The organism is Sphingobacterium sp. UBA2480 (assembly GCF_002341965.1).
GTDB lineage: Bacteria > Bacteroidota > Bacteroidia > Sphingobacteriales > Sphingobacteriaceae > Sphingobacterium > Sphingobacterium multivorum.
This window is the reverse complement of sequence record NZ_DDPA01000008.1, coordinates 1-17229: the sequence shown is the minus strand read 5'-3', so window position 1 is coordinate 17229 and position 17229 is coordinate 1. Positions and strand designations below refer to the sequence as shown.

The window sequence follows — 17229 nt, the reverse complement described above, 5'->3', positions numbered from 1 at the left end:
ACCAAAGAAAGAGGCGAGACGAGCTATGTATACTGTAAGAAGAATGAAAATACGGGGATTTGCGCTATTGATATTGTTTTTTCAAATGGCATTGCTATTTGGCCAAAACCCTATTACGCTGTTGCCCGGTACAGCCGAACATATTTTTAAAACCGCAGAAGTATACTACCTTGAAGATAGCAGCAACGCCCTGTCGTTTGCAGCAATACGATCACCGGAACAGGCGCAACAATTTAAACCTAATGAGCGATACTATCCCAAAAATTTCAATCGATCCTCAACCTATTGGTTTAGGGTGCGAATGTCTTTTGATCAACATATAACCCGCGACCGGGTTATTGAATTATTCGATCAAACTGCCGATATCGTGGAGGCATTTATTCCTAATGGAACTGGCGGTTTTGTCCATTATCAGGCCGGCGCTTCGATCGATTTCGAGAATAGGGAATTTATGCACAAGAATTTTGAATTTCTAATTCCTGCATTGCCAAAAGGTACTTACGAGGCTTATTTTAAGGTGCGATCGCGACAGATGGTCAACGTAATTTTGGTCTATCGTACCCTAGATCGTTTTGTTCAATATACGCTGACTGAATATTTTACGTTCGGCCTGTTCTATGGGATGATCATTCTGTTTAGTTTCAATAATTTACTCATGTATTTTGCTGTTAGAGGACGCCAATATCTATATTATGTCCTCTATATATTGTGCGTAGGGTTATATGAGATGTCTTCGGACGGTATCGCTTTTCAGTACCTATGGCCCGAAAATCCTTGGTTCAATCAATACGCAACAGCAGTTTTTGTCTGCTGTGTCAGTGTGTTTGCCTTGTTATTTACGAAATCCCTGCTTCATGTAAAGCAAAAAGAACCCAAATTAAATCGTTTGTTGGATCTGGTCATTATGTTGAGAATAGCATTCTTTCTCTACTGTTTAGGTTTTAATCAGAACTGGTTTATCTACAAATTTGTTGAGGTCGTTCCCTTGTCAGTTGCCTTTTTTTCTGGGATATGGCTTTGGAAGAAAAACTATCGTCCAGCCCGGTATTTCGTGCTCGCTTATACGTTTCTTTTCCTGGGCTTTGTGTTGAAAGTAGTCTATGTATTGGGCTATGCGCGTTTTATACCCAGTTCGATCGGGCATTATAGCATCACATTTGGTTTTGTGTTGGAGATGACTTTTCTCTCATTCGCGATTCATGATAAAGTTCGGCTCCTGAAAAGCAAGAAAGAACGGGCACAAAAGAGAGTCATCGAACAGATGCAGATCAACGAGAAACTCCAGGAGAAGCACAACAGGGACCTCGAACGGAAAGTGCAGGAGCGCACGCTGGAGGTGATGCAGAAATCAAAAGAACTGCTTGAGAAATCCGAAATTATTAATGATCAGAATCGCGAACTGAAAGAGATGAATAGCCTATTATGGGCTCAGTCGGAAGAAATTGGCCGCATGAACCAGTTGTTGACCAAGGATAATAAAAACTTGCAGACCAATATTGAGCGGATTACCGATGACCGGGTGCTTTCCAAGGAAATGAATTTTGAAGAATTTGGCGTAAAATATCCGGATAAGGAGACCTGTTATAAGGTTTTGTCCGATTTGAAATGGAAAAAAGAATATCGTTGTATAAAGTGTGGTTACGATAACTATTGCGCTGGTAAAACACCCTATAGCCGAAGATGCACCAAGTGTACCTATGAAGAATCTGTGTTGAACAATACGATTTTTGAAAACGTACGTATTCCAATTAATAAAGCTTTTTATCTGGTTTATCTCGTCCATTTCCATCAGGGTGACATCTCTTCCTATAAGCTTTCGCAGAAATTGGGTATTCGGCAGAGTACCTGCTGGAATTATGCCAGCAAGGTAAAAGATATCTTGACAACAAGTGGTAAAAGACATAAAAAAAATGAAAAATCAGGTTGGACGAGATTGGTGCTGCAGGCACTGGATCGACCAACATAAATGCTATACATGAATATTTTATTTAAACAACTTATCAACCTATGCGCTATAGGCTGTCTATTTTTATCGTGGAACGTACATGCGCAAACCGTATTGGAGGGAAGAGTTTCAGTTGATTTCTCGTCAAACTGGAAATTCAGGAAAGACGATGATTCCCTGGACCGGATAGCGAAGCAAAAGCAACAAACCGTGAACCTTCCGCACAGCTGGAATATTGCTGATGTCATGGACGATACGCCGGGCTATTATCGCGGTGCCACACAATACCAAAATACCTTAGATTGGAAAACGAGCTGGCAAAATAAACGAATTGTACTTCATGTGGGGGCAGCCAACCAGGAAGCACTGCTATTGGTCAATGGAAAGGAAGTAAAAGCCCATCGTGGAGGCTATACGGCTTTCAATGTAGATATTACCGATTATCTGCATCGAAAAGAAAATGCACGGAATACCATCGCTATTCAAGTCAACAACCGTTTCAACCAAGATATTGCACCATTAAGTGGCGATTTTACGTTTTTTGGTGGCATATACCGAAAGGTATCTTTGCTCCTCTTGGATCAAATTCATTTTGCTGATCCGCAGTACGGAAGTAGCGGTTTGCGCCTAACAGCAAAACTTGATGCCAGACAAAATGCAACAATTAATCTTGATGGAGCTATTCAGAATGCTTCAACATTACAACAAGCGGTTTTGATTGAAACTACGCTTGTTGATGCCGATGGGGTGACGGTAAAAAAAGTGCAGCAGAAAGAAAAGCTGAAACCCCATTCACACAGCAATTTCCAATTGAACATGGTTCAAATTGAGCAGCCAAAATTGTGGTCGCCAGAGCTGCCGTACTTGTATCGTTTGATAACGCGGATTTATGATTTCAAGGGGCGGCAGCTGGACCGCCTGGATAACTCCGTTGGCTTCCGCTGGTTTTCGTTCGATCCCCAGAAAGGCTTTTTTTTAAACGGGAAACCACTGAAACTAATCGGTGCAAGTCGGCATCAGGATTTTAAAGGGATGGGCAATGCTGTTCCCGATAGCCTGCAAGTACAGGATCTTGTGAAGTTAAAAGCAATGGGCGGAAACATCTTGCGAGTGGCACATTATCCGCAGGATCCTGCCGTGCTGAAAGCCTGTGACAGTTTGGGGCTGTTGGCATCGGTAGAAATTCCACTTGTGAATGAGATTTCGGAAAGTCCTGCTTTTGCCGATCACAGCTTTCAGATGCAGAAAGAGATGATCAGGCAATATTTTAACCATCCAAGCATTATTATCTGGGGCTATATGAATGAAATCTTTCTTCGGCCCCATTTTCCAAAAGATAAAGACCGTCAGGAAAAATATTTTAAATCGGTGGTTTCATTGGCCCAGCAATTGGAAACACTCACTCGTAACGAAGATTCAACCCGCTATACCATGATTGCCAACCATGGCAATTTTGAGCTCTATCATCGGACAGGACTGACCAAAATCCCGATGCTTGTGGGCTGGAACCTGTATCCGGGCTGGTACGGAGGTAAAATTGCTGATTTTGGGAGACAGCTAGAACATATTCATCAGCAGTTGCCCGACAAGCCGCTCCTGGTTACCGAATATGGCGCGGATGCGGATTATCGCATACATGCCGATAAACCGATACGTTTTGACAAAAGTGTGGAGTATGCAGTCCGGTATCACCAGGGCTATCTCAACGAATTAATCAAGAAACCCTTTGTCGCTGGTGGAGTGGCCTGGAATCTATCCGATTTTAATTCCGAAACCCGCGAAGAAAGTATGCCGCATATCAATACCAAAGGTCTGTTGACTTGGGATAGGAAAGAAAAAAACACCTATTTCCTTTATCAGGCTTATCTAAGACCCGAACCTTTTATTAAGATAGGTGTCACGCACGGGAAAAAATGGGGCGTGCGGACTGATGCTGACTCTGCCTTGCTAGGCTCCGGATGGCTGCAGCTACCCATATTCAGTAATGCTGATTCCGTGGAGCTCCTGCTGGATGGTGTGTCGTTAGGCGCAAGAAAGCCTGTGGATCGGATGATCATATGGCCTGTAAACCTAAGCCGTGGCTCACATACTGTGAAAACACGGGCTTTCCATAACGGAAAATTAAGCGGTATGGATGAATCAATGTTGGATTGTGAGGTATTGCCCTATGATCTTAAGAGGGATAGAGACTGGCAGGAACTCCGCATCAATGTTGGTGACAATCGGGAATACATTGACTCGTTAGGAAACCGGTGGTTCCCGGATCAGCCTTATGAAAGAGGAAGCTGGGGGTATGTAAAAAGCGAAAAGTATCGTCTGAAAAATACAGGACGGGAAAACCTGGGGACCGATGTAAATATTAGAGGTACAGGAGATGATCCGCTCTTCCAAACACAATTGCATGGACTGGAATCTTACCGATTTGATCTGCCTAATGGCGATTACGAGATCGAATTGTTCTTTGCCGAATTGGACGGCCCGAATGATAAGGAGAATCTCTTGTATGATCTCGAGCAACGGGAGAAGAAACAGGATCAAAAGGGAATAGATCGCGTTTTTGACATCCGTATTGGCGACCGTGCTCTTGCTACCGATGTCAATGTCCAGCGTGAAGTCGGGGCATTTAGGGTGCTTCGTCGAAAATTTCCTCTGAAAGTGAACGACGAAGGCAACTTGGCGATTTCTTTTATTCGTAAGAAAGGTGAGCCGATGCTGAATGCGATCCGACTAAAAAAGATAAACCAGTCAGTCAACCCATAAAAATTGAAACTTATGCAGCCATTTAGAAACTATATTAAGCCTGTTGTAGCGGTGTTGATGATACAGCCTGCTCTTGCAAAAACAAGCGCTAATCTAAGTAAAGCAACCTATGCCGGGGAGCATAGAACTACAGCAACTGCCGTCGTGGCACATGAGCCTGATCTAAGTGAACTCGCGGAAAGTCCACATAGCCTAGGTGAAATAGCTGCGGCGAAAGGCAGGTCGCAAGCCGCTACTGTGAAAGATAAATCCCAAGCAGGCAGTCCAGAAGTCTTCATCCAAAAAGGACGAATAGGCCTTAACTTCAGTAAACGGCTGATCGATAAGAAGATGAAAGGGCCCTTTCTGATCCGGCGGAGCTTGGGCAGGCTGGGCGATTATCAAACTATTGCCAAAGTCACGCAGACCAAATTTATGGATCAAGTGCTTGAAGGTAGTCCATACGACTACTATTATGAAATCCAGACGGTAAAAGGAGAGTTTGTTGCACGATTGAGTTTAGAACTCCAGCTTTTTGGTGAAAATACGTTGATTTATAGTCCAAAAGATCATCAGGAGCGTGTCGGCAGAGAAGTCAATCAGCTGCATGAGCAGATGTTCGGACAGGAATTCAGTCCCAATCGTTATGCCATACTTTTCAAGTCGGGAGACTACAAGTCGGCAGGACTATTTAAGATTCCTTTTTATGTTCAGATTGCTGGATTGGGCAAAGTGCCTTATGATGTTGCGGTTTCAAATATACATACGCCGCCTCATCTTGCTGATGGGAATGGGACATGTACATTCTGGCGTGCTGCCGAGAATCTTTCTGTTATTGGTCCCGAGAGCTACGAGGAAGAGGAAACATTTAAATGGGCGGTTTCCCAAGCGGCCCCGCTACGTCGTATTTATTCCACACGAGTGGTGCGCAATCAATGGGCAAATGGATGGGTTAGTGGAGGTTATACTGCGGACTGCTATTTTGAAGCGGCAGCAGGTTCCAAAAATCAGCAGCAGTGGTATACACGAAACTCATTTCTAAACAAAGGAAGAGGGAAGTTTGAGGAAATTAAATACAACTATTGCTTTCAGGGAGTCGATTTTGGGCCTTCTGTCGATAAAAATAGCTATCAAAATAATTGGGCAGCAGGCGGGAATGTGACAGTGATTTCAACAACACCTATAATTCGCGAGAAGCCTTTTTTATTTTTTGATGAGGATGGGTGTTATAAGGTTTTTCGCCCGGCATTACAACATAATCATAAAGGTGTATCCTATACGCGGAACAATATGGGGGCGGGAGATATTATTGATGTGGAGAAGGATTTTTATGTTGTTAAGCCCGGCGATTCAGCAGCGGAAATGAACCGACAGTTGCGGCGCGGCAAGCATTTGCTGATTACGCCGGGGATGTATGAGTTATCCGAACCTCTTCATGTCAGCAAGGCCAATACCATCATACTTGGACTTGGGTTGGCTACCTTGATACCTGGTTCAGCAAATCCGCATACGGCAATTGATGTTGATGATGTCGCGGGTGTTACTGTTGCTTCATTGATGTTTGATGCACATTATAGCTCCCATAGTTTGATCCAGGTGGGTCAGAAAAAGAGCGGGATAAGACATGACAGTAACCCAACCTTGCTGGCTGATCTATTTCTGCGTATTGGCGGATTTCGAGCCGACAAAGTTCATGTCGATCAATCGGTTATTATCAATAGTAATGATGTGATCGGTGATCACTTTTGGATATGGCGTGCCGATCATGGGGTGAAGGGCAGTGTTGGCTGGGATATCAATACGACACGCAATGGTTTGGTGGTTAATGGAGACTATATGACCATGTATGCCTTGTTCAATGAACATTTTCAGGAATATCAAACCTATTGGACCGGTAATTATGGCCGTACTTATTTCTTTCAATGTGAAAGCCCCTATGATGCGCCGAATCAGGCGGCCTATCGAAGTGAGGCGGGGACACGCGACGGCTTTGCAGCTTATAAAGTTGCCGATGAAGTGGTGCAGCATGAGGCTTATGCATTTGGAATATATGATGTGCTGGTCAATCCGATACGCATCGAAAGTTCGGTGGAAGTTCCGGTAAAACCCGGTGTAAGGCTCAAACATATCTGCAACAACAGCTTATCCAATGGTCCCAATCGTGGCTACGGCTATGTTATCAATCAAGTTGGAAAAAGTACGTACAATACTTTTCGGGATAACCGGACGTATGTGGTGGAGTTTCCCTGATGAGCTTTTCCAATCAACTTGTTGTTCTAAAAATAGCGCTTACGATAGTATGGCGCTATTTTTAGTTTAATAGGCCCTTTGTCTTCTTTTGTGGGTGATTCTTTGATAACGAAATGGACTCAACGTAAAATAAGAACCTAATTTGACCTCTTAGCCAATAGACATGCTGTTTTATATTAGTTGGATTAATTAAGTCATCGAAAAGTTCGTAGATGTTTTGATTTGTATTGATTAATTTTTGAAAAGAATGGGTATTTAAAGTCATTATCAGTATTAACTAATAGGATATATTGGTATAATCTAGAATTATGTGCTGTTTGTTAATATTTGTGAAGCGTTTTTACAGCGTTGATCTGGAGATGACTTTTAAATAGCTCCAATGCGAATTGTTTGATACAAATTCAGCTTTTTGTAAAATTTACTCAAACGATTGCGTAAAAGTAGCGCAATCGTTTGACTGTGTTATTTCGAAACTTAATGTTTTAATAGTTATTTATTTGTAGTTGCTTTTTTGTGCTGTCAAGATTTTTGATCTACCTTCACTCCACTAACACTAAATTAATATGAAGAGAATTCTACCGATTATTATTCTCGTGGTGATGTCCTATTTTCATGTTTTCGGTCAAACAATCCCCGTGGAAGGGACTGTTCGAGATGCAAATGGGCAGCCGTTGGCGGGCATGACCGTCACAGAGCGAGGAACAACGAATCAAGCGTCTACAAATCAGCAAGGTTCATTCACTTTGGCCGTAAAAAGCCTTCCCGTAACATTGGTTTTTTCTGGTGTCGGCTTTAAAAGGCAGGAAGTCCATGTGACAACAAAACAGGCACCAGTTGTGACCCTTCAGAGCGACGCTTCGTCTTTGGATGAGGTCGTAGTCGTTGGATACCAGAGGCAATCTGTCAAGAAAACCACCAGTGCAGTTCAGGTTATTTCTGGAAAAACTATTCAGGATCTTCCAGCACCAAGTTTTGAAAGTTTGCTGCAAGGAAGGGTCGCAGGGGTTAACATTCAAAATTTTACCGGGGAACCTGGAGCTAGGAATACATTCACTGTACGTGGTAATACGACAATATCTCCAGATTTGAATAATGAAGTTGACCTAGCAAATACCATGAGTTCGCCTTTATACATCATTGATGGAATGCCTTTGTCTATTACAGATTTGGCAAGCTCAACAGCCACTGGAACAAATTATATTGCCGGCATCAATATCAACGATATCGAAAGTATTGTTGTCCAAAAGGATGCATCTGCTACTGCGGTTTGGGGTTCGCGTGGTGCAAACGGGGTTATCGTGATTAAAACTAAAACGGGAAATGTGGGCAAGCCTCAGGTACGTGTTTCGTATTATAAAGGGGTAACGGAAAGACCGCAGTTGCAACGGACGCTAGGAGGAGTGGCGGAAAGAAGAGCTAAGATGGGTATTATATCCCAATATGCTAGTTGGGTACAAATGGGGAACATCACACAGCCATTGACCGACAGTTTAAATAACAGCTATAACAATGCAACGGACTGGCAAGATTTATTCTACACAACTGGAAACATTGATAATGCTGACGCAAGTATTTCCGGTGGAAACGATGGCGTAAACTACCGTTTGTCCGCTGGTTATTACAATGAGGGTGGTGTTGTTCGCAATACTGGCTTTAAACGCTACTCATTACGAGGGAACTTTGGTTTTAAATTGGCTCCTATTATACGCTCAGATTTTATGTTTTCAACGGCACGTATCAATAGAAAACGTGGTCTTGGGCGTGGAATTGATGAGGTAGTGCCGATCAATCAGGGGACCATGCCTTCATCTTTTGTTGGTATTGGGAAGTCTGATTTAGATTTCTATTTAGGTCAGTATGACAAGTTAAAAGACGATAACCAGACAGACAATATCAATCTCTTTTCAAAAACTTATGTCGATATTATCAAAGGGCTACAATATTCACTTGAGGCCTCAGCACAGATAAATCTGGATGCACGTGATCAATTCCAGCCAAAAGAGCTGAATAATGACGTTTCCTTTGCAGAATCCAATCACCGTAATGCATATACCTACAATGTGGCCAACGTGCTGAACTACGGTAAAACATTCCAGGATAACCATACCATTGCAATTACAGCGATGCAATCATTTCAATATGACAAACAAACTTCAAATTACTTGTTGGGGTACAATATTCCAACGGATGATATTAAAGTGATTCAGGGGGTTGCGTCTAGAGATCTTCGTGGTAATACAGATTTTAAAGAAGCGGGGCTGTTGTCTTATATGGGCCAATTTTCTTATGATTTCAAATCAAAGTATATTTTTAATGCTTCTTGGCGTGCCGATGCTTCTTCACGCTTTGGAAAGGATACCAAATGGGGATATTTTCCGGCGCTTTCTGGTGCTTGGGTCGTCTCGGATGAACCTTTCATGAGTAAATTCAAGTGGGTGGATTTATTTAAACTACGTGGTAGCTGGGGAAAATCTGGAGTTTTGCCATCCGATTTCTATGCACCTTACAACGTATGGGAACTTTCTTCCAACGCTTATGATGGAACGACCTTCGCTGTTCCTTCCTTTAAAAAGCCATTGACATTGACCAATTTGACCTGGAACAAGTCGGAGCAGACTAATATAGGTTTCGATTTGTATACCTTGAACAACAGGTTGAATATTACATTCGACACGTATCGGAAAATTACAAAAGACCCGATTATGTCATTCCCGTTCCCATACTATACGGGGTATACAAGTCTTTCTTACAACGTTCCAATGACGATTTATAACGAGGGGTTTGACTTGACAATAGCGACACGTAATTTATCAAAAACTAGTGCATTGCAATGGAATACCAATTTAAATGTTACCTATAACAGAAATAGAATTGGTGCACTACCTTATGATAACCGGAGTTTCTATGCGGATTCAAGAGGTTATAATGAGCAATTATTATATCGTGTGGGCAGTCCAATCTACCAATGGGCGCAGATGATTTACCAGGGTGTTTACAATCATCAGGAGCAAATTCCCGGAAATCCAATTACCGGAAAACCGCTCACCTATTTTAAAGGAAATAATCCTGTCAAACCAGGTTATCCAAACTGGTTGGATGTCAATAACGACTGGGATGTGTGGAGCGACGAAGATAAAGGCGCTGCGGACGGTGATTTGGTACCAACCGGTAACCCGAACCCGAAATTTACAGGAGGTCTATATAATGAGTTTACTTATAAAAATTTCTCCTTCAGTATCTTAAATACATTTACGTTTGGGCGTGATATCATTAACACGTTAAAGAGCAATCAATTTAACGAAATAGGAGGAAACATTTATAAGTTTACAAACAACCGTCTTCCCGATTTACAGGATGTAGATTATTGGACACCTGAAAAGGCGAAAGATTCAAATTATCAAGCCGGATTTCCAGCGATCAACCCAATGGGTGGATATTTCTACCAGTTCCTACCGTTTAGTACGATGTTTAATGAAAAAGGCGATTATTTTAAAATCAAGACCATTACTGTAGGCTATCTTGTTCCAAGAGCGGTGGTTGATCGTTTAAAAATTGGAGCGCGATTAATCCGTTTTTATGCAATGCTTGATAATGTTCATACGTTTCAGCGGTCACATGTGCCTGACGCAGAGCTGGTTTCTCCTCAGGGGGAGTATAGCGGTGGAGCTTATCCTTTGCCAAAGAAATATACAATTGGTCTAGAGGTGAATTTTTAATAGGAAAGAAGATGAAATTAAAAACAATTGGAAAATATATCGGGATTGCAAGCATCATGATGCTTGGAACATCCTGTTCAAAATATCTTAACTTAGAACCTGAAAATAGCACCTATGATGCTGTTTTTTGGAAAGATGGGAGCAATGTCAATAGAGCAAAGCTTGGAGCTTATTCGTTGCTACGTGATGCGCTTCGTGATGGGAGATCCTTTTTTATATTTGGAGATTTGGCCGCAGGAAATTTTCAGGTTGGGAGTGATTACTGGAATTATGCCAGTCTGATTAAATCCGGAGGATTTAGGTTTAGTTATGCACCCTATTTGGAGGGATCTTTGTGGAATTGGACCCGGTTTTATAAGATTATCAATCAATGTAACTTAATCATCGAGCATACAGAGGAGATGAACAGCAGTCTATTTGACGGTGGAGATGCTGAAAAAACACAAGCAATTGCAGAAGCACGTTTTTTGCGAGCCTATACTTTTTTCTATATGCAACGTGTTTGGGGTGATGTGCTATTAACAAAAAAAGTGTTTAGCGATCCACAGAACATCCCAGATATGGCTCGAACTCCCGAAAAGGAGACTTTAGATTTTTGTACGGAAGATCTAAAATATGCAGTTGATAATCTTGATGAAGGGATTACCAAAAGATTCGCCTCGAAGGCTGCGGCTCAAGCACTGTTGGCTCATCTCTATGCTTGGCGCCATGACTACGCTAATGCTGAGAAAATGGCTACTGCAGTGATTCAAGGTAATTTTGATCTAGTTGATATCAAAGATTATAAGAGTATTTGGGCTGGAGATTCAGAAGAAACTATTTTTGAGCTGCCAATGACCTATTCGGACAGTGGAAACGAATTTAGCAAAGACTTCTTCAACGCATTTTTGGCGGATCCCACGATAAAAGGCAAGGGCATAAATTCAGCCTGGACGATCGACTTGGATTTATTAAATATATCTTTTCGTGTGCAAGATCCAATTGTGCAGGATAAACGTCCTGCGGCTGTTTTTAGAAAAGTGTCGACCAATGTTTGGTTGTTGCAGAAATATGATGTCATAAAGCGTTATGACGATGATGAGAGTCATTATGCGGTGAGCAATAATTTGGTGCTCTTACGCTTAGCTGATATTTATCTTTTACGTGCCGAAGCTTATGCGAAGACTGGACGGGAGAGTTTGGCATTGGACGACCTCAATCGAATTAGAGAACGAGCAGGTCTATCAGCTATTAGTGTGAGCGGCACTGGACTGATTGAGGAGGTTTTTAATGAGCGTCGTCGTGAACTAATAGGTGAGGGATCCACGCAGTTTGATTTGATTCGCATGGGGCTTTTAAATGTATTGCCTGAATATTCTGGCTATTACACGGCGGATCGTGTTGCAAATCAAGGATATTATTGGCCGCTAAATATGCGCGATTTATTGCCGCAGAATGAAATGTTGACTCAGAACCCATGGTGGAAAAATCATTAATGAATAACACAATGAAAAGAATTATATATAGTATACTCACAATGATCGTCCTTGGGACGATGATGTATTCCTGTAAAAAGGACGGCTATTTTGTTGGTGGGGATTTGCATAATCCCAAGATAAATATGACGACCTACGATTGGTTAAAAAGTAATAAGGACGGTGTGTTTGATACGGTGATTATGTTGATTGATAAAGCGGGGATTAAGGATAAAATTAACAAGCAGGGAATCACATTTTTTGCGCCCACAGATTATGATGTGTACAATTATGTACAGTTGAGAACAGCTCAAATTCAGCGTATTGACCCTGATAAAAAGTGGACTGTAGATTCGATGATCAAATATGAATTACCTCGCTTTGCAGATTCTATTGATATGTATGTTGTCAATCAACAATTAACAAATGATATGTTTAATGAGAAAGGAACAACATACAAAAATGCAAAAGGGAACAATGTGGTCGTTTCTTATGAAGAGACATCAGACCCAAATCTTGGATATAATAGCGCTTCTTCGATAAAGCCTCGAATTGTATACTTTTCGTATCTCTTCCAGACCTTAGGGAACAATGTGCCGGCCTCAGGAATCACACTTCCTGTTGGGGTCAGAACGCGTGTACAGACATCAAATGCGCAAACGACCACAGGTGTCGTTCATGTGCTGAATAATAGTCATACTTTATTCTTTTATCGATAGCAGCTATGAAAAAGACATTATATTATTTAATGATAGGAAGTTTGGGGACAATCTTCGGATGTAAAAAAATTGCTGATGGTAATTTAAGTGATATTATCCGTTATGAACAGCAACCAATGAATATTCCACAAGGTCGGCCAACGGTCACTGATGCGATTAACCCCGCCGGATCAACAAAGCCAATTGCCTTAAAATTGGTTAAAGTTTATAAAAGTGAAACGGGCGAAGACGTGACCAATCTATTCTTTCAAAAATATCAGCAAAAGGTGTGGAAAAGACCTTATGACCCTAAAACCGATACAACGCAGGCTTTAATTGATGCGAAACAAGTGGATTCTATGGTGTATCCGATCAGTTTAAATTCGGTTTCTGGTCAATTAGAGGCGAATTACAATACGGTTCATCTTCCTTTAGGACTGTATAAGTTTGATTTGGAGGTTAGTAATATAACTGGTTCAAAGCTTTTTCCTGGCATCGGTGAATTTAAAATTACACCGGCTCTCTCTTATGAGATCCCAGCAGTGCGGTCTACTGCTGCAATTATGGTGGGTGATGAAACAAAATCAAAATCGATTCCGAGCAATGCTGATCATATTAAGGTTACGCAATTATCAAAGCAGGGAAATAAAATTACGGTCCGTTTTCTAGATAAAAACGGTGCCATATTTAATCCGAAAAAAGGTGAAATTACCCGACGTCCGCAAAGTGGAACTGCTGGCGGTTACTTACAGACTATGCAAGATTATGCTGTTGGTACCGTATTGTATGATGATCGGATTGAATTTACCTACGGTGTGGTGCCATTTCCATTGGTGTCCCTCGGTAACGGATGGAACTATTATTATCGAATTCCAACAAAATATGTTCATTTTGACGATGCATTAGGGATTAAGGATGATACTTATACATGTAATGCACGCTTCTCTTTTCAAACATTTGAAAGCGGAAATTTTCAAATTGATGTGATTGTGCCACAAGTCACGAGAAGAGTATATAACTAATTTTAAAATCAAAGGTTGGATACTTCGGTATTCAACCTTTTTTGTTTCCTATTTAATTACGGCTTTAGGTATGTTGATCATACTATGCCGTAATCTAATTATAGTAATTATGAGAAAGAAACTAATCGTATTACTTGGGCTGGGGCTTCTGGCGAGCGCCAATCTGAAAGCTCAAACAGCTCAGGATTTTAAACAAACCTATGCCGATCTTGCTGTATTCGAAGATCCTTTGGCGTTAACACTAAAAAAGGGAATTAAGAAAAAACAGCTCAGTCAGATTGCTGATACAACACTACGCCGGGTCGCGCAGTCCCTACTTGATGGCAACTATAATAAGGAGTATAAATATGCAACCTATTATGCCTTGTTGAATCCGACAACTTTAGGGCATCAATTAAGTATTGGGGACGGTTATAGTAAATATGAAAATATGACCGGTGTGTATCTTCCCAAAGGGAAACATATTGTTATCGTGGACGGCATTGCAGCTGGTAAAGAGGTAAACCTTGTTGTGCCCAATTGGTTGCGAAAAGCTCCCAATCCGCAGGAACCTACAAAAGACCCGAAAGGTTGGGGACTGGAAAAACAGGAGTTTAGATTACAGAATGGCGTGAATATTATCCAGCTCGATGATTACGGGAGTTTAGCTTATATCGATTATTTCTCAGAGGAGCCTGAAAAGGAAAACCCGATTACAGTTCATTTTCCGACAGGACAGGTAAACGGTTACTTTGATCTTAAAAAACAGGGAAATAAGGAGTGGAATAGTCTGATCGATCATGCTGTATTTCCAATTATGGACGCAAAAGGTGAGCATATTCAGACGGCTTATCCAATAGAGGCATTGAAGCAGTATGCTTATGGAAAAGGCGTCGAGCTAATTCGTAATTACGATTCACTGGTGTATAGACAACATCGCTTAATGGGACTGGAGAAGTATAATAAAGTACCTAAAAATCGTATTCTCGCGCGGGTGAACTATAATTATTACATGTTTCGTGATGGTGATGGGGTTGCCTATATGGGCGATAAAGTTGGTTACGCGATGAAGATGGTGGTAACGCCGGAATCGGTAATTAAAGGTGATCCTTGCTGGGGTTTCAGTCATGAGGTGGGCCACGTACACCAGACACGTCCAATGTTTAATTGGGGTGGCTTGGGTGAGGTGAGCAACAACCTGTTCTCCTTATATGTAACACGTTCGTTTGGTAATAAAACTCGGGTTTCAGAACAGAACAATTTTGAGAAAGCGAAGACCAATATTATTGAAAAACGAATTTCTTATTTGTCCGATCCGGATGTATTCGATCGTTTGATTCCTTTTTGGCAGTTACAGCTCTATTTTGAGGGTGAGGGAAAACGCCCCGATTTTTATGCTGATCTATTTGAGGCTTTCCGTCAGCAGAATATGAGTAAACCAAGAAGACAGCGTTCAGATTGGAGTTCAGATCGCATGATGGGTGAGCGTAATCCTGCCGTCCATCAGCTGAATTTTGTTAAAACAGCCTGCGAAGTGGCCAAATTGGATTTGACGGATTTCTTTGATAAATACGGATTCTTTTTCGTTGGTACCTTGGAATACGACGATTATGGAAAGTATACCTATACCATGACGCAGGAAATGGTTGACGCCTGTCGTCTGGCAATTAAAAACATGAACCTACCCAAGCCTAAGGCTGATCTTACAGCATTAAGAGATAATTAATAATATAATTGTAAAACTCCGGATGACTATTGTCGTTCGGAGTTTTACTTTTTTTTGTTCATCTTCATTAAAAGATGAAGTGGGGGCAGTCGCGGGATGAATCTATATTTTGCATAGTGATTCAGGGTCTAACTCTGAACAGTACTTGAACCACAGCCGAAAAAAGGCTTAACAGTCGGACTTGCTGTCTGGAAACACATTTTTTAAGCAATTTTGATATGAATCTGGTTAGAGTACTATTGTTGTTCTATTGAATGTATTAGGACATTCGATGAATTTGTCGTTACATAAAATACCAGGTTGAACGGTATAGGTGGTGCCAGATTCTAAATTGTTTATGATATAAAATGTTTTTATGTCTCCGTTTTGTAATTGAGTTCCTGCACAGGTAAATGGTGCTGTATAACTCCAGTCTTCAGCGGAATATTGTTTCTTATACCTCAAAACAATTTTTACGCCTAACTGTGCATCCGTAGGAAAAAGAATTAAAAGCTCTCCATCTCCTTGATATAAAGTTTCTCCAGCTCCGGATGCGTAAGGTATTGATTCTGGAAATGATGGAGTTGATAACGAGCTTGGATAGGTACAGCTAGTGGTTGGGCTATTAGGAGATAATGAAATAAAGCGAACTGTAGTTACTCTTACACTTCCTATTAGCATTTGTCCTGTAAACGTATAACTTACCCCCGCAGTACCATTGAAGGTAAAACTTCCACCTCCCGGGCCAAGTGTTTGACTAGTCATAAATCCGTCGGAACCGCTTATACCAACTTCTACTGAAGGAGGGGTTGTGCTGATGTAGCCAGAGGTTGTTACATTGACTGTTATACTCGTACCATTTTTAGATAATTGAATTTCGATTTTTGGTGAGCTAAAGGTTGATCCTGCTTTTTTTTGTGGTTTTCCTTCCAAGTTTTGAGAAGGGTATGTTTCATTTTTTTTGCATGCAAAGATCCATATCCCCAAAAAGATAAATATTAATAATTTGACTTTCATAATTGAATTGGTTTAATATCTTAAATATACTTATTTAAGTTTAAATCATAGGAAAGTTTTGATTTTTTGTATTGGTTTTGTTTTTGCTTTTTAATTTTGATTTGTAGTAAAATATTACAAATCAGCGGACTATATACAGGCTAAGTGTAGGGATTTATGACTTTTGGCGTTTTTTAAATTTAAAATCGTACAATAGAAGGAAAACATGTTAGACTGGGTATTCTCGAAATAGGATGGTGACGTTTTGGCTTCATTTGGAGCAGTTCTTTGTTTTTTTGTGTTAAATATTCTAGATGTTTTTTGTCGTAAAACGAACTGCGGAATACTTAATTTTTATTCTGGATATGGATCTTAAGCTTTTCTATTAAACCTAAAATCACAGGACTGACCCGTTTGCTCTATTGCCACTTCTTTTCATAAAATCTTCATTATTAACTAGCAATAAGTTAGATTTAAGTTAGCTCTAGCTAATCGTTGAGATTTGTTGTTGTGCTTCTTATATTCAAATTGTATACTGATTGTCTATTAACACTCTGTTATCCCCTTGTAAAACCCCTATTAATTATTAACAAAAGTTGAACGAAATTGGTAATAGATCAGCCATCCCAGCCTTCCGATCACCTGTTTTACAAAAAGAATCTCGCACCCTTACAGGTAGTTAAGGGCAAAATGAAATAAATAAGAACAAAAGGCTTGGAAGTTTG

At 40.9% G+C, this 17229-nt stretch carries 9 protein-coding genes; 8 read left to right on the top strand and 1 reads right to left on the bottom strand.

What is annotated here, in order from left to right; all coding sequences use genetic code 11:
* Positions 1–43: 43 nt before the first annotated feature.
* The 8 genes from B3600_RS18925 (at position 44) to B3600_RS18890 (ending at position 15529) form a co-directional block, all read left to right on the top strand.
* Positions 44–1966, top strand: coding sequence for a 7TM diverse intracellular signaling domain-containing protein (locus tag B3600_RS18925; protein WP_286754013.1), 1923 nt, complete (start codon positions 44–46; stop codon positions 1964–1966).
* 9 nt (positions 1967–1975) lie between these two features.
* Complete coding sequence (locus B3600_RS18920) at positions 1976–4705, top strand: glycoside hydrolase family 2 TIM barrel-domain containing protein (protein ID WP_286754012.1); 2730 nt, start codon at positions 1976–1978, stop codon at positions 4703–4705.
* 12 nt (positions 4706–4717) lie between these two features.
* On the top strand, positions 4718–6934 hold the full coding sequence (locus B3600_RS18915) for a coagulation factor 5/8 type domain-containing protein (RefSeq protein WP_286754011.1): 2217 nt from the start codon (positions 4718–4720) through the stop codon (positions 6932–6934).
* A gap of 563 nt (positions 6935–7497) precedes the next feature.
* A complete protein-coding gene (locus tag B3600_RS18910) occupies positions 7498–10650 on the top strand; it encodes a SusC/RagA family TonB-linked outer membrane protein (RefSeq protein WP_286754010.1) in 3153 nt (1050 codons plus the stop codon).
* 11 nt (positions 10651–10661) lie between these two features.
* The gene (locus tag B3600_RS18905; protein WP_286754009.1) at positions 10662–12125 is read left to right on the top strand and encodes a RagB/SusD family nutrient uptake outer membrane protein; all 1464 of its coding nucleotides are present in this window, start codon (positions 10662–10664) and stop codon (positions 12123–12125) included.
* A gap of 11 nt (positions 12126–12136) precedes the next feature.
* On the top strand, positions 12137–12823 hold the full coding sequence (locus tag B3600_RS18900; protein ID WP_286754008.1) for a fasciclin domain-containing protein: 687 nt from the start codon (positions 12137–12139) through the stop codon (positions 12821–12823).
* A 5-nt stretch (positions 12824–12828) separates the two neighbouring features.
* The gene (locus tag B3600_RS18895; protein ID WP_286754007.1) at positions 12829–13824 is read left to right on the top strand and encodes a hypothetical protein; all 996 of its coding nucleotides are present in this window, start codon (positions 12829–12831) and stop codon (positions 13822–13824) included.
* 109 nt (positions 13825–13933) lie between these two features.
* Complete coding sequence (locus B3600_RS18890; RefSeq protein WP_286754006.1) at positions 13934–15529, top strand: M60 family metallopeptidase; 1596 nt, start codon at positions 13934–13936, stop codon at positions 15527–15529.
* A gap of 228 nt (positions 15530–15757) precedes the next feature.
* Here the strand turns inward: B3600_RS18890 and B3600_RS18885 are convergent, their stop codons facing one another.
* Positions 15758–16525, bottom strand: coding sequence for a hypothetical protein (locus B3600_RS18885; RefSeq protein ID WP_286754005.1), 768 nt, complete (start codon positions 16523–16525; stop codon positions 15758–15760).
* Positions 16526–17229: the final 704 nt, after the last annotated feature.